This window comes from Roseovarius marisflavi, from assembly GCF_900142625.1.
In the GTDB taxonomy this organism is placed as follows: domain Bacteria; phylum Pseudomonadota; class Alphaproteobacteria; order Rhodobacterales; family Rhodobacteraceae; genus Roseovarius; species Roseovarius marisflavi.
The window spans coordinates 93,670-114,114 of the sequence record NZ_FRBN01000008.1 but is presented as its reverse complement, the minus strand read 5'-3'; the positions used below and the strand labels follow the sequence as shown (position 1 = coordinate 114,114).

The 20,445-nt window shown below is 58.9% G+C and carries 18 protein-coding genes; 4 read left to right on the top strand and 14 right to left on the bottom strand.

The window, feature by feature from the left end; translation table 11 throughout:
• Positions 1–79: 79 nt before the first annotated feature.
• On the bottom strand, positions 80–892 hold the full coding sequence (locus tag BUB78_RS09475; RefSeq protein WP_073197436.1) for a cyclase family protein: 813 nt from the start codon (positions 890–892) through the stop codon (positions 80–82).
• A 117-nt stretch (positions 893–1,009) separates the two neighbouring features.
• On the opposite strand from BUB78_RS09475, the gene BUB78_RS09470 reads away from it, so the two are divergent.
• Both BUB78_RS09470 and BUB78_RS09465 read left to right on the top strand, forming a co-directional pair.
• Positions 1,010–1,276 carry a hypothetical protein gene (locus tag BUB78_RS09470; RefSeq protein WP_073197434.1) on the top strand — a complete coding sequence of 89 codons (267 nt, stop codon included), beginning with the start codon at positions 1,010–1,012 and terminating at the stop codon, positions 1,274–1,276.
• A gap of 10 nt (positions 1,277–1,286) precedes the next feature.
• A complete protein-coding gene (locus BUB78_RS09465) occupies positions 1,287–1,868 on the top strand; it encodes a DUF1523 family protein (protein WP_073197432.1) in 582 nt (193 codons plus the stop codon).
• 46 nt (positions 1,869–1,914) lie between these two features.
• On the opposite strand, the gene BUB78_RS09460 is transcribed toward BUB78_RS09465, so the two are convergent.
• From BUB78_RS09460 to BUB78_RS09405, 12 genes are all read right to left on the bottom strand, one after another.
• Positions 1,915–2,787: a dimethyl sulfoxide reductase anchor subunit family protein gene (locus BUB78_RS09460; RefSeq protein WP_073197430.1), complete on the bottom strand. Its 873-nt coding sequence runs from the start codon at positions 2,785–2,787 to the stop codon at positions 1,915–1,917.
• Position 2,788: 1 nt separating this feature from the next.
• Positions 2,789–3,571: a 4Fe-4S dicluster domain-containing protein gene (locus BUB78_RS09455; protein WP_073197428.1), complete on the bottom strand. Its 783-nt coding sequence runs from the start codon at positions 3,569–3,571 to the stop codon at positions 2,789–2,791.
• 109 nt (positions 3,572–3,680) lie between these two features.
• Entirely contained in the window at positions 3,681–6,506 is a 2,826-nt protein-coding gene (locus BUB78_RS09450; RefSeq protein WP_073197426.1) for a molybdopterin oxidoreductase family protein, read from the bottom strand.
• Between the two features lie 127 nt (positions 6,507–6,633).
• Positions 6,634–7,647: a phosphate acetyltransferase gene (gene pta, locus BUB78_RS09445; RefSeq protein WP_073197424.1), complete on the bottom strand. Its 1,014-nt coding sequence runs from the start codon at positions 7,645–7,647 to the stop codon at positions 6,634–6,636.
• Between the two features lie 22 nt (positions 7,648–7,669).
• Positions 7,670–9,445, bottom strand: a complete 1,776-nt coding sequence (gene xsc, locus BUB78_RS09440; protein WP_073197422.1) for a sulfoacetaldehyde acetyltransferase — start codon at positions 9,443–9,445, stop codon at positions 7,670–7,672.
• 232 nt (positions 9,446–9,677) lie between these two features.
• Positions 9,678–11,162, bottom strand: a complete 1,485-nt coding sequence (gene pdxR, locus BUB78_RS09435; protein ID WP_073197420.1) for a MocR-like pyridoxine biosynthesis transcription factor PdxR — start codon at positions 11,160–11,162, stop codon at positions 9,678–9,680.
• Positions 11,163–11,248: 86 nt separating this feature from the next.
• On the bottom strand, positions 11,249–11,863 hold the full coding sequence (locus BUB78_RS09430) for a tetratricopeptide repeat protein (protein WP_245813430.1): 615 nt from the start codon (positions 11,861–11,863) through the stop codon (positions 11,249–11,251).
• Positions 11,814–12,521, bottom strand: coding sequence for an ABC transporter ATP-binding protein (locus BUB78_RS09425; RefSeq protein ID WP_073197523.1), 708 nt, complete (start codon positions 12,519–12,521; stop codon positions 11,814–11,816). The genes BUB78_RS09430 and BUB78_RS09425 overlap by 50 nt, the downstream gene beginning before the upstream one ends.
• A complete protein-coding gene (locus BUB78_RS09420) occupies positions 12,511–13,278 on the bottom strand; it encodes an ABC transporter ATP-binding protein (RefSeq protein ID WP_073197416.1) in 768 nt (255 codons plus the stop codon). Before BUB78_RS09420 ends, BUB78_RS09425 begins: the two co-directional genes overlap by 11 nt.
• A complete protein-coding gene (locus BUB78_RS09415; RefSeq protein ID WP_139279300.1) occupies positions 13,275–14,228 on the bottom strand; it encodes a branched-chain amino acid ABC transporter permease in 954 nt (317 codons plus the stop codon). Before BUB78_RS09415 ends, BUB78_RS09420 begins: the two co-directional genes overlap by 4 nt.
• Entirely contained in the window at positions 14,221–15,090 is an 870-nt protein-coding gene (locus BUB78_RS09410; RefSeq protein ID WP_073197412.1) for a branched-chain amino acid ABC transporter permease, read from the bottom strand. Before BUB78_RS09410 ends, BUB78_RS09415 begins: the two co-directional genes overlap by 8 nt.
• 64 nt (positions 15,091–15,154) lie before the next feature.
• Positions 15,155–16,444, bottom strand: coding sequence for an ABC transporter substrate-binding protein (locus BUB78_RS09405; protein ID WP_073197521.1), 1,290 nt, complete (start codon positions 16,442–16,444; stop codon positions 15,155–15,157).
• Positions 16,445–16,818: 374 nt separating this feature from the next.
• Between BUB78_RS09405 and BUB78_RS09400 the strand changes: the two genes are divergently transcribed.
• On the top strand, positions 16,819–17,547 hold the full coding sequence (locus BUB78_RS09400; protein ID WP_073197410.1) for a FadR/GntR family transcriptional regulator: 729 nt from the start codon (positions 16,819–16,821) through the stop codon (positions 17,545–17,547).
• 7 nt (positions 17,548–17,554) lie between these two features.
• On the opposite strand, the gene BUB78_RS09395 is transcribed toward BUB78_RS09400, so the two are convergent.
• Complete coding sequence (locus BUB78_RS09395) at positions 17,555–18,856, bottom strand: ABC transporter substrate-binding protein (protein ID WP_073197519.1); 1,302 nt, start codon at positions 18,854–18,856, stop codon at positions 17,555–17,557.
• A gap of 157 nt (positions 18,857–19,013) precedes the next feature.
• On the opposite strand from BUB78_RS09395, the gene BUB78_RS09390 reads away from it, so the two are divergent.
• Positions 19,014–20,363, top strand: coding sequence for a flavin-containing monooxygenase (locus BUB78_RS09390; RefSeq protein WP_073197408.1), 1,350 nt, complete (start codon positions 19,014–19,016; stop codon positions 20,361–20,363).
• The last annotated feature ends 82 nt before the right edge of the window (positions 20,364–20,445 follow it).

The following is a 20,445-nucleotide window of genomic DNA, read 5'->3' as shown; positions in this document are numbered from 1 at the left end:
GGGCGAAAATCATGCCCTTACCCTAAGGTTCTTGGATGGAATGTCACGTCACAAGCCTGTCAGGCTGTGCGGTTGAGTATCAGACCATCGCGAAGATTCGCGCAGGCCCGCCGGTGCCGCCGCGATGCTTGGGCGCGCCGACGACAATCGTCGCCCCCGAGGCCGGCAGCCTGTCAAGATTGGCGAGACATTCGATCCCGAAACGACCCGCCGGAAGCCAGGCGTAATGGGTGGCGAAATCTGCCGAGATGCCGTGATCAAGCGAGAGCGTATCGCTGGCAATCGAACCGGCCCCGGTTTCAAGCAACATCTGCGCCGCCTCGACATGAAAGCCGGGATAGTGCTGTTTCTCACCATCAAAGCCGCGAAAGGCGTCGGTGGCGGTCTTGGCGCCCCAGCCGGAATAGAGCGCGACACAGGCATGATCGGGGATATCGCCATTGGCGGCGATCCACGCCTTGAGGTCATCGGGCGTCAGCTGGGCATCGGGGCTTTCGGCGGCCTTGGCGGTAATGTCGATGACGCAGAGCGGCGCCACCAGAGTGCCAAGGGGGATTTCATCGACCGAGGCGCCATCGGCCGAGAAATGCAGCGGCGCATCGACATGGGTGCCGGTATGTTCGTTCACCGTCAGCGTCATCAGGTTGAGCCCGTGTTCGGCGAAATTGAAGTTTTGTTCGGTCGAAATGCCGGGCACGCCGAAATAGGTTGGGAAATCGGCGTCATAGGTATGGGTCAGATCCTCGACGCTGCCGTGACCGGCGGCCATGGCCGGGGGCGCCGTGAAGGGCCCGAGCGCGGTCGCGGCGCCAGCGGCGGCAGTTGCGGTGAAAAAGGCGCGGCGCGACAGCATCCTGTCTTTGACCGCGTTGATGATGCATGCGTCACACATGGAAGTCTCCTTTTTAGCTGGTGCAGGGTGCACCCTAGCATGATTCTGCGTTAAGACGCGTCAGGATTGCTGCGACTTTGGTCGCGAGTCGCGGTTTTGGATCGGGGAAACACAAAGATGTTGGCATTGCTGCGTTTGGTTATCTTTGGCTTTATCATCCTGACAGTGATTTATGTCAGCATTTCCCTCTATTCGCGATCGGTGCGGCGGCGCAAATTACTGAAAGACTGGCAGGACACGGGTAGGCCCGGCGACAAGGATGCCTATATAGAGACTGGAATGGCGCAATATCAGCACTCGCTCAGGCGGCGTTTGATCTGGCTGGTCTATATCGTGCCGATCACGATGATCGCGGCGATCATCTATTTTACGAATTTTATGTAAGGGGGCCGCAATGGGCTATGTGAAATGGACGATACGAGGGCTGTTCTGGCTGCTGGTGATTGCGTTTCTGCACTATACGTTGCCACAGCACGATGTGGCGCGGATCACCGACACCTATGAAAAGCGGGTCGATCCGGGCAGCAATGCGATGTTCTGGTCCAATGCCGACACCGGCGAGGCCACCGATGTGACCGTGCGCGATGTGTTTTTCATTCAGGCCTTTCGCACCAATGACAAGCCGATGATCTATCGAAACGAGGATACCGGCTGGGGCTGGCCGCCCTATTTCAAGTTCGACACCAGCAATCTTCAGGCCGAAGCATCGGATCTTATTTCCAAGAAGAACGATGCCAAGCCGCAATGGGTGGTGGTGCGCCACTATGGCTGGCGCAATGAATTCCTGTCGATCTATCCCAATGCGGTCAGTGTCTGGGCGGTGGATGGTCCGGATGTCAGGATCATCCCGTGGTTCAAGATCGTGTTTTTGACGGTTCTGGCGGCGCTTTTCTGGGCGATCCGGGTGCGTTGGATGCGGTTTCGCAAGCGGCGGATCGAACCCAAGGTCGATGAATGGACGGATGGCTGGGCGTGATCGGCCCGCTCATCCGCCCTGACAGGCGGCCTCGCGTTCGGGCCGCCTAGCGCTTGCCGTAATAGAGGCCGACCACATGCTCGGCCTCGGCAAAGAACAACCAGCGTGAGGCGACGATGCCTGCCACATGGCTCGTGACGGCAAACAGAGCCATGGCATGTGTGAATGGCACAAGCAGCATCAGCACCGGCAGGATAAACCCAAGCCCAAGCGCGATCGCGCGCAGTTTCTGGGCATGTTTGCGCCCGACCTCATGCACCATTTCGCGCATGAGGTAATTGGTCCCGGTATGTGGCGCCTCGAAGGCACGCACGCTGCCGATGCTGCCAAGCCCGGTCGCGCTTGCCATATTGGTGCCGCTGGCGGCAAAGGCGCCGTCGCCACGCACCCACCAGAGCACCTGTATCACCCCCGCTACCGGCAAGAGGATCAGCGCGGCGCTGACCTGACCGGCCAGAAGCGCGCCGCCAGCCAGAGAGATTGCCACCAGCAAAGCGGGCGTCAGAGGGGTTTTCCAGCGCGGGATGGTCGTAAGCTGGGCATAGATCATCGAGGTGGTGAACACGGTGGCAAGCGACAAGAGCGCACCAAGCCACCCGAGGATCGCAATCCGGGTGTCGAGAAACACCAGGGCGGCGGCATAGAGCCCCATCACCAGAAGAGCACCCACGGCGCAGACGCCTTCGCGGCTAAGCCAGCTTGAGCGCCACTGGCTAAACGCCTTCATGGCGCGTTCGGGGTGGCCAAGGTGAAAGGTCGAGGCCAGGAGCCCGCCGACAGCCAAACCATAGGCGATGACAAAAAAGGCAAAAGCCACCCAGCCGGTGACCGCAGGCATGCCGAGCCCGAGCCATACCAAAAGGCCAAAGCCAAGACCGGAGAGGGTTGTGAAGACGATGACAGAAGGAGCGGGATGCATCTCAGATTCTCTCCAGAGCTTTGTCGAGCCAGCCAAGGAAGCCCTTGGGTTCGTCCATGACCGGGGCCAGGAAGGGGGCAAGAATGTCGATTTCGCCAACCGGTTTGGGTTGGTCGAGCTGATCCTTGGCGCGGGGTGGCAGGTATTGGTTAACGGGTTTGGTGCCCTGTTCGGGCATCAGATCCATGCCGCCACGCTCGGCCGTCAGTTTGCTGACATTGCTGTCGGGGTCGGCGAAATCACCGAAATGGCGCGCCCCGGCCGGACAGGTGCGCACGCAGGCGGGCTCGCGATCCACCTCGGGGAGGTTTTCGTTATAGATGCGGTCAACGCAGAGCGTGCATTTCTTCATAACGCCCTCGGCGGCATCAAGTTCGCGCGCGCCGTAGGGGCAGGCCCAGGCACAGAGGCCACAGCCGATGCAGTCGGTCTCGTTCACCAGAACGATGCCATCCTCGACCCGCTTGTAGCTTGCCCCGGTGGGGCAGACGGTGACGCAGGGCGCGTCTTCGCAATGCAGGCAGGATTTGGGGAAATGTACCAGTTGCGCGGCGGGGTGCGGCATGGTCGAGGTGGCCAGCGGCTGAACCTCGTAGCTGTGAACGCGGTTGAGGAAGGTGCCCGAAGGATCGGCGCCATAGGGGTTCTGATCGCTGAGAGGCGCACCGTAATTCTCGGTGTTCCAGCCTTTGCACGACACCACGCAGGCGTGACAGCCAACGCAGGTATCAAGGTCGATCACGAGGCCCAGCTTGCGGGTGGTTTGTGTGGGTAGGGTTGTCATTGGACCACCTCGGAATTGCGCGGTGTGAGCGGGGATTGGGGGCGCTGCCCCCGTCGCGCAGAGCGCGACCCCCCCGGGATATTTAGGGCAAGAAGAAACGTAGAGCCGGTCATTTGCCCACCTTCCATTCGAGGTGATCGGGGCCTTGGGGGACCGGGGATTTAAGCGGTTTCATCGCCGGTTGGCTCTCAGTCGGGGCATCGGTCTTTTCGACCTTCACGCGCAGGTCGAACCAGGCGGCCTGACCGGTGACCGGGTCGGAGTTGGTCCAGCGCAAGCCATCGCCCTTGGGCGGCAGGAGTTCATGGATCAGGTGGTTGAGCAGGAAGCCTTTGGTCGCCTCTGGCGCGTCCTCGGAGAGGGCCCAGGCGCCTTTGCGTTTGCCGATCGCGTTCCAGGTCCAGATGGTGTTTTCGTTGAGCGCCGCCATATGCGCCACCGGCACGGTGATCTCGCCATGCGCCGAGGTGACGCGCGCCCAATCGCCGTCGGCAAAGCCGTTCTTTTCCCACAGTTTGGTGGGCAGGTAGAGCGGGTTATGGCCATGGATCTGGCGCAGCCAGGCGTTCTGGCTTCCCCAGGAGTGATACATTGCCATCGGGCGCTGGGTCAGGGCATGCACCGGGAACTCGGTGGTGTCGACATGGTCATCCTCGAACGGCGGATACCAGATCGGCAGCGGGTCGAGCGTTGCCTTGATCCGCTCTCGCAGATGCTCGGGCGGCTGGCGCTCGCCATGGCCTTCGGCGGCGAGCTGAAACTTGCGCAGGGGTTCGACGTAGAGGTCGAAAATATAGGGCTGGGGCGCGTCATAGATGCCCATGCCGACGGCCCAGTCCTGATAGGCGGTGTTCCAGGGTTTGTAGTAATTCGCGCCCTCGGGGATGTGATTGACGAAAAAGCCGCCGTTTTCGATATAGCGGTCCAGCTGATCGGGGTTGGGCGCGCCGCGACCGGCTTCATCCCCCGCAGCGCCGCGAAAACCGGCGAGCGGGCCGATGCCGGGGCGGCGTTCGTGGCTGGTGATGTAATCGGCATAATCGGCGTATTTCTGGCCGCCATCGGCGTTTGTGAAGGCGGGCAGGCCAAGCCGCGCGCCAAGATCGCAGAGCACCGACTGGAACCCGCGCACATTGCGGTCGGGTTCGATCACCGGCCAGCGGATCGCGTCGGCGGCGGCGTCGGCCTCGCAGATCGGGCGATCCAGCAGCGAGATGCAATCGTGGCGTTCAAGGTAGGTGGTGTCGGGCAGGATCAGGTCGGCATAGGCGACCATCTCCGAACTATACGCATCCGAATAGATAATGCGCGGGATCACGTAATCGCCATTCTCGTCGGTATCGGTCAGCATCTTGATCACGCCGCCGGTGTTCATCGACGAGTTCCACGACATATTGGCCATATACATGAACAGCGTGTCGATCTTGTAGGGATCGCCGGCATGGGCGTTGGAAATCACCATATGCATCAGACCATGCGCCGACATCGGGTTTTCCCAGGTATAGGCCTTGTCGATGCGCGCGGCGCTTCCGTCGTCTTTCAGGCATAGATCATCCGGCCCCTGCGCATAGCCAAGATGCGGCCCGTCAAGCGGCGCGCCGGGCTTGACCTTGCAATGCGGTTTGGGGTGGGCGCTGACCGGTTTGGGATAGGGCGGCTTGAAGCGGAAACCGCCGGGCACCTCGACCGTGCCGAGAAGGATTTGCAGCACATGCAGCGCACGGCAGGTCTGAAACCCGTTCGAGTGGGCCGAGATTCCGCGCATGGCGTGAAAGCTGACCGGGCGACCGGTCATGGTCGCGTGCTTTTCGCCGCGGAAATCGGTCCATTCATGATCAAGCGTGATCGCCTCGTCAAAGGCGACGCGGGCGATCTCGGCGGCGATGCGGTGGATTTTCTCGGGCGTGATGCCACACCGTTCGGCGACCGCCTCGGGGGCGTATTGCGGATCAAGGTAACGTTCGGCCATGTGATGCATGACGGGGCGATGGGTGACGCCCGCCGCACGGTGCGTGGCATGCAAATCAGGGCGGATGCCGGGCGTGTCGAACGCCGCAAGCTTGCCGGTGTTGCGATCAATCACCAGCGGTTTGCCATCATCATCGCGCAGGAACAGGCCGAATTCGGGCGAGGTTTCATCCCCGTTCAGAAGCACCGGCGCATTGGTATAGCGCGACAGGTAATCAAGGTCGATCTTGCCCGCGCTGATCAGCACATGCACCAGCGACAGAATGAAAAGACCATCGGTGCCCGGTGTGATCCCGACCCAATCATCGGCCACGGCGTTATAGCCGGAGCGGATCGGGTTGACGCCGATAACCCTGGCGCCGCGCGCCTTGATCTTGCCGATGCCCATCTTGATCGGGTTGCTGTCGTGATCTTCGGCGACACCGAAAATCATGAAAAGCTTGGTGTGATCCCAATCGGGCTGACCGAATTCCCAGAACGCGCCGCCCATGGTGTAGATGCCCGCAGCGGCCATGTTGACCGAGCAAAAGCCGCCATGCGCGGCATAGTTCGGCGTGCCAAAGCTCTGCGCCCAGAGGCTTGTAAAGCTCTGGCTTTGATCGCGCCCGGTGAAGAACGCCAGCTTTTCAGGGTGTTTTTTGCGGATCGGCGCAAGCCAGCCAGTCGCCATTTCAAGCGCCTCGTTCCAGCTTATTTCCTCGTATTCGCCAGAGCCGCGCGGCCCCACGCGCTTCAGAGGTGCGCGCAGGCGCGAGGGGGCGTTGACCTGCATGATGCCAGCAGAGCCCTTGGCACAGAGCACACCCTTGTTGACCGGGTGGTCGCGGTTGCCCTCGATATAGGCGACTTTGCCGCCCTTGAGGTGCACATTGATGCCGCAGCGGCAGGCGCACATGTAACAGGTGGTCTTGCGCACCTCGTCCGACACTTTCGGCGAGGTATCAATCGTTGGCTGGTGATGGGTCATACGAAATCCCTGTTCTTGCGGCCTTCACGCTAAGGCAGTTTCTGCGCCGCCGCGACCGTTTTCTCATTTGTTTGGCTTTTCCGAACACATGTCCCGGAAAAACCGAAATTCACCCGATGATATTCCGCTAGCCCTGCATGGCCAGTGCCTGAAGAGCGGTGACGGCAATCATTTGGGTCACGTCATTGACGACACAGCCGCGCGAAAGATCATTGGCGGGTTTGGCAAGGCCCTGAAGGATCGGGCCGATGGCGGTATAGCCCCCCAGACGCTGGGTGATCTTATAGGCGATGTTGCCCGCATCGAGGTTGGGGAAAATCATGACATTTGCCTGACCGGCAACGTTTGATCCGGGCGCTTTGCTGGCGGCGATGGCAGGCACAAAGGCAGTGTCGAATTGCAATTCGCCGTCGGCCTCAAGATCGGGGTGATCGGCATTCAGTCGTTCCAGTGCCCTAGTGACTTTGGTGACCATCTCGTGGCGCGCGCTGCCCTTTGTGGAAAATGACAGCATGGCGATTTTCGGCTCTTGCTGTAAAAGGGCGCGACATGAGGCAGCAGAGGCGGCGGCGATTCCGGCCAGCTCGTCAGAGGTCGGATCAATCACCAGTCCACAATCGGAATAGAGCATAGCGCGGGCATCGCCACCGGCGTTTTGCGGCGGATACATCAGGAAAAAGCTTGAGACCATGGCGGCGTCAGGCACCTTGCCGATCACCTGAAGGTTGGTGCGAACCACATCCGATGTGGTGGCAACAGCGCCGCCGACGGTGCCGTCGGCATGGCCTTCGCGCACCAGCATGGCGGCATAGATCAGCGGAGTTTCAACGGCCTTGCGCGCCGCGTCTTCATCGACGCCCTTATGGCGGCGCAGCGCATGAAAGGCCGCGGCAAAATCGGCGGTCAGCGGCGAGGTGGCGGGATCATGAATGGCGATCCCGTCGCCCGCACTCGCACCTTGGGCCTGTAATTCTGCGGTAACGGCATCGCCGCTGCCGACAAGGATCAGATCGGCGATCCCGGCATCGCGGGCGGCAAGCGCCCCCGCGACAACGCGGGGATCACTGCCTTCGCTCAAGGAAATGGTGGGGCGGGTGGCCGGTGCCTCTGACAGCAACAGATCAAGGGGTGCTTTTGTCATTGGCTCCGGCCCGCCCTCCCTATCAGACTTGCTGGGGGCGCATGTCGGCGGGGTCGATCCCGGCAACTGCAACCGGCTTCTTCATCGCGTCACGGCGGAAGGGATCACCAAGTTCCTGATTGATCATCGCCTCGATCAGGGTGGTCTTGCCGTTTTCCATCTGATCCTTGATCGCCTGGTTAAGGGCGGCGGTCAGTTCTTCCATGGTGCGCGCAACCACACCTTTCAGGCCACAGGCCTGGGCAATTCCGGCATAAGACACCTGTGTATCAAGTTCGGTGCCGACAAAGTTGTCGTCAAACCACAGGGTCGAGTTGCGCTTTTCGGCCCCCCATTGATAGTTGCGGAACACGACCTGCGTGATGGCGGGCCATTCGCCACGACCAATCGCGGTAAGCTCGTTCACAGCGATACCAAAGGCACCATCACCGGCAAAGCCGACAACCGGCACATCGGGCTGGCCGATCTTGGCACCGACAATCGCCGGGAGGCCATAGCCACAGGGACCGAACAGACCCGGCGCAAGGTATTTGCGGCCCTGATCAAAGCTTGGGTAGGCGTTGCCGATGGCACAGTTGTTGCCGATGTCCGAACTGATGATCGCTTCGCGCGGCAAAGCGGATTGAATCGCGCGCCAGGCCATGCGCGGGCTCATCCAGTCGGGCTTGTCGGCGCGGGCGCGCTGGTTCCAGTTGGTGCCGGGATCGTCTTCTTCGTGGTCCATGCTCGACAGTTGCTGTGCCCAGGTGGATTTGGTCTTGGCAATAAGGGCCTTGCGGTCTGCGCGACCTGCGTCACCGGCAGTGTCCGACAGTTTTGCAAGGATCGAGGTTGCAACTTTCTTGGCATCGCCAACGATGCCAACAGTGACCTTCTTGGTCAGGCCGATGCGGTCGGCGTTGATATCGACCTGGATGATTTTCGCGTCTTTGGGCCAGTAATCAATGCCATAGCCCGGCAGGGTCGAAAACGGGTTCAGGCGGGTGCCGAGGCACAGAACCACGTCAGCGTTGGAAATAAGCTCCATCCCGGCCTTGGATCCGTTATAGCCCAGAGGCCCGGCAAAAAGCGGGTGCGCGCCGGGGAAGGCATCGTTGTGCTGATAGCCAACGCAAACCGGCGCATCGAGACGCTCGGCCAACTCGCGCGAGGCGTCGATACCACCGGCCAGAACCACGCCGGCACCGTTCAGGATCACCGGGAACTTGGCGGTGCTCAAAAGCTCTGCGGCCTGCGCAAGGGCCATGTCGCCGCCAGCGGGGCGTTCGAATTCGACAATCGCCGGAAGTTCGATATCAATCACCTGCGTCCAGAAGTCGCGCGGGATGTTGATCTGGGCCGGGCCGCTGGCGCGCTTGGCCTGCATGATTACGCGGTTCAGGGTCTCGGCGATGCGGGTCGGGTCGCGCACCTCTTCCTGGTAGGCGACGCAATCGGCGAACAGGTTCATCTGTTCCATTTCCTGAAAGCCACCCTGACCGATGGTCTTGTTGGCGGCCTGCGGGGTCACCAGCAACAGCGGGGTGTGGTTCCAATAGGCGGTTTTCACGGCGGTGACAAAGTTGGTGATGCCGGGGCCGTTCTGGGCGATCATCATCGACATCTTGCCGGTGACGCGGGTGTAGCCGTCAGACATCATGCCGGCGCTGCCTTCATGGGCGCAATCCCAGAACGTGATGCCCGCTTTCGGGAAAATGTCAGAGATTGGCATCATCGCCGATCCGATAATGCCAAAGGCATGCTGGATGCCGTGCATTTGCAAGGTTTTTACAAAGGCTTCTTCGGTGGTCATTTTCATGGGCTACATCCTTGGGTCGCGGTGCTGAACGGCACCTGAAGGGGAAATCTGGGCTGAAACTAACCCCCGGAAGCCCGGGCTTCTAGGGCCAGAAAGGGTCCGAGAGTATATCCAGACGTCTTGGAAAATGAGAATACCGATCTCAATAATGAATAGCAAGAAAGGTTTGAATGGGGTCAAACTTGCGGTGATTGTGCGGTCAAGCCGTTTATTTCGCGAGATTTTCGGGTGATTATCCACGATCCGTACCGGTACCGCGTGCATTCTCCAATTCCCTCGCCAATCGCTGAATCCCCGGCGCAATGCGCTCTGCGGGGACCGAGGAATAGGCCAGACGGTAGTAATTGCGCGGACGATTGGTGCCATAAAAAAACGGATGGCCCGGCTCGATCAGCACGCCGACGTCACGCAGGCGCGGTTCGACTTCGGTTATATCCACATCCTCGGGGGCGCGCATCCAGATCGACGATCCGCCAAACACCCCGCGCCCGGCCACGCCAAGGCCGTGATCGGCAAGGGCGGTCTCCATCGCGTGACGGCGCTTGGTGAACACCTGACCCATACGGCGCACAAGGCTGTCGTAATGGCCAAGCGACAGAAAATAGGCCGCCGTGCGTTGGATATGGCCCGGCGGATGGCGCAGCACGCTCGCCCGCAGGGCACGGCATTCGCGGATAAAGGATTTGGACCCCACCAGATAGCCAAGCCGCAAACCCGGAAAGATCGACTTGGAAAAGCTGCCGACATAAATCACACGTCCTTCGGAATCGAGCGATTTAAGAGCTGGTAGGGGTGCGCGCAGGAACGAGATTTCAAACTCGTAATCATCCTCGACAATAAGCGCATCCATCGCCGCTGCCTTGGCCAAAAGCGCCTTGCGCCGCGCAAGCGGCATGGTGGCATTGGTCGGGGCCTGATGGCTTGGCGTGGTGAAGATCACATCGGCATGATCCGGCAACGCCTCGGGCGGCAGGCCGTCGCGATCCACATCAATCGGCGTAAGATGACAGCGCGATTGCACCAGAATATCGCGCAGAGCGTGGTAGCACGGGTTCTCGATCACCGCCGTGCGCCGCTGGGTCAAAAGAACCTGTGCCGTGAGCCAAAGCGCGTTCTGTGCCCCCATCGTGACAAGAATTTCATCCGATTGCGCCAGTATCCCGCGCCGCGGAAGGGTATGGCGGGCGATGAATTCGATCAGCTTGGGATCGTCCTGATCATAGTAATCCGAGGTCAGCGATTGAAAATCCTTCTGGCCCAGGGCCTGAAGCGCACAGTGGCGCCAGTTGGCATGATCAAACAGCGAGGGGTCGGTCTGGCCATAGATGAAGGGATAGGGATAGCTCGCCCAGTTCTGGGGCTTTTCCGGGGTGTCGCCACCGGTAAAGCGACGGCCAAGCGCACGTGACCAGTCAATCGTATCGCGTGCCGGGCCCGGGGCACCAAAGGCGGGCGGTTCCGGCGCGTTCTGCGACACGAAATAGCCCGAGCGATCCCGCGCCTCGAGGTAATCGTTGGCCTGCAATTCGGTCAGCGCCAGCGTCACGGTGATTCGGCTCACCCCGAGATGGCCGGCCAGTTTGCGCGAGGATGGAAGCTTTTCGCCCTTGCGAAACCGGCCCGACAGAATGCCCTGCGCGATCATCTGCTGGATCTGCGCCTGCAGGGTGCCCTGTGCGTCGGGAGCAAGGAAAAAGGTTTCGACCGGGATTGCCATGCTGACAGTCTAGACTGGACTTATTTCAAGCGCAATCTGGCATGACGATCCGGGCGCAAAAATCGGGCTGATTGCCTTTTACGCGCCTAGGGGTCCAATACCAGCAAGCATGCCCCCAGAACCTTTCGGGTATCATCATAGACGTTCGGCCGCTCGCCAAGCCAACGGGCATAAAGGCGGCAACCGACGGCCTGATCCCGCTGAAGGTTGTCAATGGCGCTGCGAATTTCGTCTGCGATCTTACCCACGCGCGCCCGGAAGTTGTCGTGGTAGGTGTCCCGGTGCAAAGCCTCCATCCGAAGGTGAAACAGTGAACTGCGTGCACGCGGCGCAATTTGCATCGCTGCAATGTTTGCCCCGGCATGAGTGTCCCAATGGTGGGCGGCTTTTTTGAGATAGCCCTGTGCTTTTTCGCTCTGCCCGGTTTTCCGAGCCAAAATGCCCAGGTTCAGCTGGACCGTGGCTTGCCGCAGATCGTTGCGCGCAAAGGCCAGCCTGGCGACCCAAAAGGCACGACGAAACATCTTTGCCGCAGCTTTCTGATCGCCTTTGAGCCAGGCGGTATTCGCGGCCTCCATCAACCCTTCCCAAAGGATATCGGCGCGGGTCCAGCCAGCCTGGCGGGCGACCTTTGCCTGGGTCGAGCCAAGATCAAATCCCCAGATACGCGGCACGAACATGTTCATTTCCGTGTAACTCATCTGCTGGTCCCTCCAGTGCAAGGTTGCCTGTCTCAAGAACATAGGCGTGGTCCGCCAGTTCAAGCGCCAGTTCTGCGTTCTGCTCGACCAGAACCACCGATAGGCCCTGGGCGTTGATCTCTTCGATGATGACAGCGATTTCCTCGACGATCACCGGGGCAAGCCCCATTGACGGCTCGTCCATCAACAACAGCTTGGGCGCGCTCATCAGGGCCCGGCCAATCGCCAGCATCTGTTGTTCGCCACCCGACATGGTCTTGGCCATCTGGCGGCGGCGTTCCTTGAGGCGCGGAAAGCGCGTGAACACCGATTCCAGGTCGGTCTCGACGGCAGCCTTGTCGCGACGCAGAAAGGCGCCGGTGCGCAGGTTTTCCTCGACGGTCATGTCCGGGAAAATGCGCCGCCCCTCAGGGACATGCGCGATGCCCTTTGCAACGATCTTGTCCGAGGTCAGACCGTCGATGCGCTCGCCCCTGAACGAGATCTCACCACCGACCAGCGGCACCATGCCCGACATCGCGCGCAGGGTGCTTGTCTTGCCCGCGCCATTGCCGCCGATGATGGTGACAATCCCGCCTTCGGGCACGTTCAGGGACAGGTTTCGCACGGCGGATACTTTGCCATAGCTGACCGAAACGTCCTTCATCTCAAGCAACATGGCGCGCACCCCCAAGATAGGCTTCGATCACGGCGGGATGATTGCGGATTTCTTCGGGACCGCCTTCGGCGAGGAACTTGCCAAAGCTCATGCAGGTGATCGTGTCGCAAAGGCCCATGATCGCCTGCATGTCATGTTCAACAAGCAGGATCGTAATGCCGTCATCGCGCAGCTTGCGCATCAACCCCATCATCTGGCGGGTCTCTTCCGGGTTCATGCCGGTAAACGGTTCATCCAGAAGCATCACGTCGGGGTGGCTGGCATAGGCGACGGCCATGCCAAGGGCGCGTTGATGGCCGTGGCTCAGGTCGCCGGCAAGATTGTCTTTCAGGTGCAGCAACCCAAAGAATTCAAGCGCCTCAAGCGCGCGCGCCTCGGCCCCCCTCCGATCCTCTTTGTCCCATCCCATGATGGCGGCAAAGATGTTTGGGCGAAACGGCATATGGGTACCAACCAGGGCGTTATCCAACACCGACAACTCGGCAAAAAGTGTCGAATGCTGAAACGTGCGCACCACGCCACGACGCGCGACCTCGTGCATCTTGAGGCCAGAAATATCCTCGCCCCGAAGCCTTACCTGGCCTTCGGTTGGCTTGTAAAAGCCGGAAATCATGTTGAAGGTTGTCGTCTTGCCCGCGCCGTTGGGGCCGATCAGCCCATGGATTTCACCGTGGTTCACCTTGAAACTAAGCCCATCAACCGCCGTCAAACCGCCAAAGCGCATTGTCAAATTATCAACTTCAAGAAACTGGGTCATGGCTTGGCCCTCCGGCTGAAAATCTTCTGCACCACGCTCTCAAGTCCTTTGGGCATGAACAGGATCGACAGGATCATGATCGCGCCGTAAATCAGCGGGCGCATCTGTTCGAACCCCAATTCGCGCAGGACGATTTCGTTCAGAACCGTCAGGACGATACAGCCCAGAATCGGCCCGTAAAACGTGCTGGTGCCGCCGACGATGGCCCACGTCAGGACAAACACCATGACTTCGACATCAAAGCTGTTGGGATTGATCGTACCGATATAATGCGCAAGCAGGCCGCCGCTGATGCCGGCAAAGCCGCTGGCAATCGAAAAGGCAAGGGTCCGATAAGCGCGCAGGTTCACACCCGAGGCCTCGGCCAGTTTATCCTGCCAGTGGACCGCGTGAAACGTCAGGCCGACCGGGCTTCGCTCGATCCGCCAGAGGATCCACAGGCACGCGGCGACAACCACGACCGCAAGGTAGTAATAGCTGACCGGCTCGAAGAAATCGAAATCATAGATGCCGATCGAGAAATCCGGCATCGGGTCGATTCCCTTGATGCCCTTGGCTCCGCCAAAGGGATCACGAAACCGCTTCCACAGAAGCCGAATAATCTCACCTGCGGCAAAGCTGCCGATGAGGAAATAGAACCCCTTCATCCGAAACAGAGGGAATGACAGAACGACGGCCAGCAGCGCAGAAATTATCCCGCCGAGCAAGATGCTGACAGGCACGTAAACCCCAAGCTTCTTGGTAAGAAGCGCCGAGGCATAGGCGCCGACACCCATGATCACGACATGCCCCAACGACCATTCACCCGTCAGGGTCAGCAACCGGTAGGACGAGACCAAGAGGATGTTGATCGTCAGGAAAACAAGAATTTCCTGTTGCGAAAAGCTAAGGCCGTGGGGCAAGGCAAGAAGGGCTGCAGCGCCGGCCAGAAAGATCAAAAAGTTACGCACGATCAGCACTCCCGAACAGGCCCGTCGGCTTGACGATGAGTACCAGCAACATCAGGCTCAACCCGGTGATGTCGGCAATCACCCCGTCAAAGAAGGTGGTCACGAAGGTATGCACAATCGCATAGACGACCGAGGCAATGACCGCCCCCTCCAATGACCCGACCCCGCCGACGATGATCACGATGAAGGCCGTGACGATGACCGAATGACCCATATGCGGATTGACCGAAACCAAGGGGGCCGTGAGGGCCCCGGCGATTCCGGCCAGCCCTGCGCCGATGAACATCGCGATGCGGGCGGTCTGATTGATTGAAATGCCCTGTAGTGCCGCCGCTTCCGGGTCTTGCGCGGCGGCCCTTAGCGCCCAGCCGAACCGCGTCTTCTTCAGGAATATCCAAAGCGCGCTCAGCAAAACCACTGCGGCGATGATCACGAACAGGCGGGCCATCGGCAGGCGCACGCGTTCGGAAAACTCGATGACATGCTGCGTGACCGGCGGAATATGCTCCATACGCACGCCGAACCCCATGCTGGCCAGGGCCTGCATGATCATCAGGAAACCGATCGAGGCCACCAAGCCGCCAAGCGGGTTGTCCTTCAACGGGCGGAAAAGCGTCCGCTCCATCAGCAAACCAAGACAGCCGACAAACAACAGCCCCGCCGCCACGGCAATCATGAACGGCAGTTCAAAATCGGAATAGAACAGCACGACCGAATAGGCGCCCGCCATGTAAAGCTCGCCATGGGCGAAGTTGATCACGCCCATAACGCCGAATATAAGCACGAGGCCCACGGCGATAAGCGAGATATAGCTAGCAGCGTACACAGCATTCAGGCCGGTCTGCGCGAGAAGGTCCAGCATCGTTTAAATCTCTTCATGTCAAGAAAACGCGGCGGCACAGACACCTGTGCCGCCGTTGCAGAAATCAGCCGCGCTGATTCCACATCTGGTCATAGGCCTGCATGTGCTTCACAAGAAGGTCGCCGTGCTTTTCGTACCACGCCGGAATATTGCGGAACTCCTTGATTGTGGCTTTGCCACCTTCAATCGCCACAACCGGCCAGTCACCGACAAGCGCGTTGTCGATCCCAAACAGCTCTTCACCCCACCAATCGGCGTCGCCAAAGGCGTGTTTGCCCTGGCCGTCCTTCATGGCGGTGATCACGGCGTCGGGCTCTGCCGATCCGGCCTTTTCGGCGGCGGCCTTCCACAGATCCATGATCGAGGCGTATTCCCAGCTTACCGCGCCCCATTGACCCGGAAAGCGCTTGTTGAACTCGGCGTAAAAGCCGTTGGGGTCGCTAAAGTTGATGTTATCCGCATTCAGCGCCGGATCGTCGAAATCAGGAAACTGGAAGACGAAGCCTTCCATGAACTCTTCCGAGGTCTTGGAAATCATCTGGTCATAGAAATCCGCGGTGCAGCTGATGATCTGACCTTTGAAGCCCTGCTGGAACAGCTGTTCGGCAATGGGATGCACGTAATCCGAATAGCACGTATCGAGGCACACGATATCGGGATTTCCGGCGATCAGCTTGGTCACGACCGGGGCGAAATCGGTGGTCGCGGGGTCAAACAGGAGGGGCTCATCCAGCATCTCGATGCCTGCCGCCTCGAACGCGGCAAGATAGGTTGCCACGGAGGGCAGGCCAAGCGCGTCATCCTGCGCGCACATCACGGCAGTTTTCAGCTCAGGTTTGTTCTCGGCCAGCCATTCAACACCGGTCACGTTATAGATCGGGTGAACTTCGGCCGGGGCAATGAGCGTTGTCGTGTCAGGCGACAGATCCGACGGAAGCAGGGTCGAGAACAGCATGCCTGTCTTGTCCGCCACAGGCTGTACGCCCGGCCATGTATCGCCGCCCAGCATCATGATAAAGCTGACGCCATCCTCGCGGATAAGCTTGGTGGCGCCGGTGCGCGCCTTGGCGGGGTCATATTCGTTGTCGTAACCGACGAATTCGACCATGTAGTCGCCGTCGCTCAACTTGATGCCACCCGCGGCATTGACCCGCTCGGCCCAGATTTCGCACCCGTCGAGACCCGGTTTACCCCAGGCCGCAACAGCACCGGTCAAAGGGGCCAGAAACCCGATCTTGATGACCTTGTCCTGTGCAAGCGCCATGCGCGGCAAAGAACTTGCGGCGGCAGCCGCCGCCGTTGATTGCAGGAAGGTTCGGCGCGTCAAACCCGACTTTACGATCTTGGATAGCATTTTTTCTTCTCCCATGTTGTCGCCATCTTTTTGGGCGATTCTCTTGAGGACCATTCTTAAATGCGTACCGGCTCAGTGAAAAATAGTACCGCTTAGTGAAAATTGGTCCTCTTTGGTTACGAACGCTAACAGACATTCTAGGTTCTGCAAAGAAAATCGGTCCTTAATTCACCATATCTCTTATTTTTGGTCTAAATTTGGTCCTTTTTCTTGAACCAATACTTTGTTTTCCCTTTTTTATTCCAAAGGTTATCCCTATTTTCAGGCAAATGAGACGGGTGACCAAAAATCCACCAGTCTTCGGTGCCAGGAATTTGCTCGGTGCAATCCAGACGTGAGAACGGCTATGATGCGTGCACTGACTCGAGGTGAAGATGAACAAGCCCATTGCTGACAAGACCGCCAGAATTGTCTCTGAACAGCCAATTGGCGCAACGGTGCAGACCGTTGTTGATACGCTGTTCGCGCGGATCAAGTCAGATGAATACACTCTGGACGCGCGCCTGCCGTCCGAACGCACCCTGGCCACCGAACTTGGCGTTGCCCGCAACACGGTGCGAGAGGCGCTTGATGTTCTGGAAACCCATGATGTCATCCGTCGGCGCGCCGGCTCTGGGAGTTTTGTCACGTACCAATCCAACGCGCCGCGCAATGTGGAGACCAATACCGTTGCCGATGATACCAGCCCGCTAAACCATCTGGTGGTGCGCGGTATTCTTGAGCCGGAAATCGTGCGCCTGGCCGTGATCAACATGACGCCCCGCATGATCACCGAACTGTCCAATACGCTATCGCAAATTGAGGCCGTTCAAACCAGTGTGGACGACTTCATCGAGCTGGAAGAGCGTCTCTACACCCAGATTGCCGAGGGTACGGGCAACCCGCTTCTTGCCTCTTGCTATAACCTTGCCATCGAGACCTATCGTCAGAGTTTTCGCAACAAACTGCGCCGTCGTGCTCTGACGCCCAAACGCATGCAGGATTATCAAAAGCGCTACAATACGCTGTTCAATGCCATCGCATCGCGGGACGTCGCATCGGCGGTAGAATTCATAAAGCTGCACCTGGTCGAAGAACAGCAACTGTTGCTACAGGACCTGTAAGGCGGCGTCAGACCTTGATGCTGCGGGTGCCAAGCGCGGGGCTTTGAACAGAGCGGCCGAGGCGTTGTTCCCACATCTGGCCCAGATTTGTCATCTCGGATTTCAACAGGTCGCTATGCGCGGCCAGCCATTTCGGGATCGACCCGAATTCGACGATCCGTGCCTTGCCATCCTGCACCGTGACCACCGGCCAATCGCCGATCAGGGCATTGTCGATTCCGAACACATCCTGCCCCCACCATTCCGCGTGGCCAAAGGCGTGGGTGACGTGGCCCAGCTGCTTCATCGCGGCCAGAACAGACATCGGGCTAACGGTATCGGCCTTTTCGACAGCGGCATGCCAGATGTCGAGAATCGCCGCATACTCCCAGCTCACCGCGCTCCAGCTGTTGGGAAAGCGGTTGTTGTATTCTTCATAAAACACGTTGGGCTGGTTGAAAAAGAACGCCTTTTCCCGAAGCGCCGGATCGTCGAAATCAGGAAACTGAAAGACAACGCCCTCCATGAACTCAGGGCTGGTTTTTGCAACAAGCGCTTCGTAGTGATCCAGCGTACAGGTCAATATCTGGCCTTTGTAATTGGCCGCAAAAGCATATTCCGTCATGGCGTGCACCATCGGCGTATAGCTTGTGCACCAGCACAGAATATCCGGGTTTTGATCCAGCATCGGCTGTACGATCGCGGCAACATCGCCGCCTTCGGCAGGGTATTGCGTTTCCTTGACGATCTTGATCCCGGCCGCCCTAAAGGCCGCGCGATAGGTCGCCAAAGACGGCAGGCCCATGCCATCCTGCTGAGCGCAAAGTGCCACGGTCTTTAGCTCGGGCCGCTGCCGCGCCAGCCAGTCAACCCCGGTCACCACATAGATCGGGTGCACCTCACTGGGCGCAATCAGATAGGGGGTGTCTGGCGACAGATCGCTTGGCAGGAGCGTCGATGTCAGGATACGCCGATCCCGCAGAAAGTTTGACACAGCCGCAAAGCTGTCACCGCCAAGCATCATCATCAGTTTGATGTCGTGGGTCTGCACCAGTTCCCTGGCGCCTTCGAGCGCCTCTTTGGGATCACTGCCACAATCATGGGCATGTATGGAAATCGGATACCGTCGCCCGCCAAACAAAAGGCCGCCTGCGTTGTTGATCCACTGTTCCCAAATGCGACACCCGTGAAGTCCGGGCAATCCCCAGGATTCAACCTGGCCAGAAAGCGGCGCGAGAAAACCGATATCAACAGTTTTCGCCATCCCCACCGACAATCGTGGCATCGAGCCGGAAACGGCCAGTCGCTGTGCAAAACTTGATGACTCCATATGCTCTTTTACACGCTCTTCGGTGGCGGCCAAGACAGAAATATCGCGGCAGGTGCTAATTGGTGTTGACATATTGGTATAGGAATCGGCTCAATGTTGGGAACCAAAAAGAACCACATAATAATTTTGGTTCCATTCAAACCAGGGAGACAACAATATGTCAAAGAAGCGTATCTGCATCATCGGGGCCGGACCGTCCGGCCTTGCACAACTTCGCGCCTTTCAATCGGCCGCGGCAAATGGTGCGGAGATCCCGGACATCGTTTGTTATGAAAAACAGTCGGATTGGGGCGGCCTGTGGAATTACACATGGCGGACCGGCGTAGACGAGCATTGCAACCCGTGCCACGGGTCGATGTATCGCTACCTCTGGTCCAACGGCCCGAAAGAAGGGTTGGAATTTGCCGACTATTCCTTTGAAGAGCATTTTGGAAAACCCATCGCAAGCTATCCCCCGCGCGCCGTCTTGTTTGATTACATCAAAGGCCGGGTGGAAAAGGCAGATGTCAGAAAGTACATTAAATTCAATACAGTGGTTCGCGATGTCCGGGCAATCGACGGTGGATTCGAGGTCACCTCTCGCGATTGCGAAGACGACAGCGAAACCCGTGAACATTTCGATCACGTGATTGTCGCGTCTGGTCACTTCAGCTTTCCGAATGTTCCCCACTATCCGGGGTTCGAAACGTTCCAGGGCCGCATCCTGCACGCGCATGATTTCCGCGAAGCCCGCGAGTTCGAGGGCAAGGATATCCTGATCCTCGGCACCTCATATTCTGCCGAAGACATCGGCAGCCAGTGCTGGAAATACGGCTGCAAGTCGGTCACGGTGGCCCATCGTACCGCGCCAATGGGCTATGATTGGCCTGAAAACTGGCAAGAGGTTCCTGCGCTTGATCACGTGGATGGACATACCGCGCACTTCATTGACGGGACATCCAAAGAGGTCGATGCGATCATTCTTTGTACCGGATATCGCCACCATTTCCCGTTCCTGCCGGACGATCTGCGCCTCAAAACCGCGAATCGGTTGGCGGCAAACGATCTCTACAAAGGCGTGGTTTATACCGGCAACCCCGACATGTTCTATCTCGGGATGCAGGACCAGTGGTACACCTTCAACATGTTCGATGCTCAGGCCTGGTGGGTACGCGATGCGATCATGGGCCTGATTGATTTGCCGGGTGCCGCCGAGATGGAAGCCGACTGGAAACGGCGCCAGGCAGAAGAAGATGCCCTGGAAGATGATTATGCATGTATCAAATATCAGGGGGGCTATACGGCTGAACTGATTGATGAAACCGACTATCCTTCCTTTGATATTGATGCGTCAAACGACGCGTTCTTCAAATGGAAGAAGCACAAGAAACAGGCAATCATGGAATTCCGGAACCACGGCTATGTCAGCCCGATGACCGGCACCATGGCCCCGGCGCATCACACGCCTTGGGTCGACGCGCTTGACGATAGTCTTGAGAGTTATCTTCAAACCGAAAAGCAAGCCTGAGGCTTCTTATCTGGGGTTGCACCGGCTAATGGCCTCCACGCTTAGCCGGTGCAGATCTGACGCGGTCGCCGCGTTGGATCTG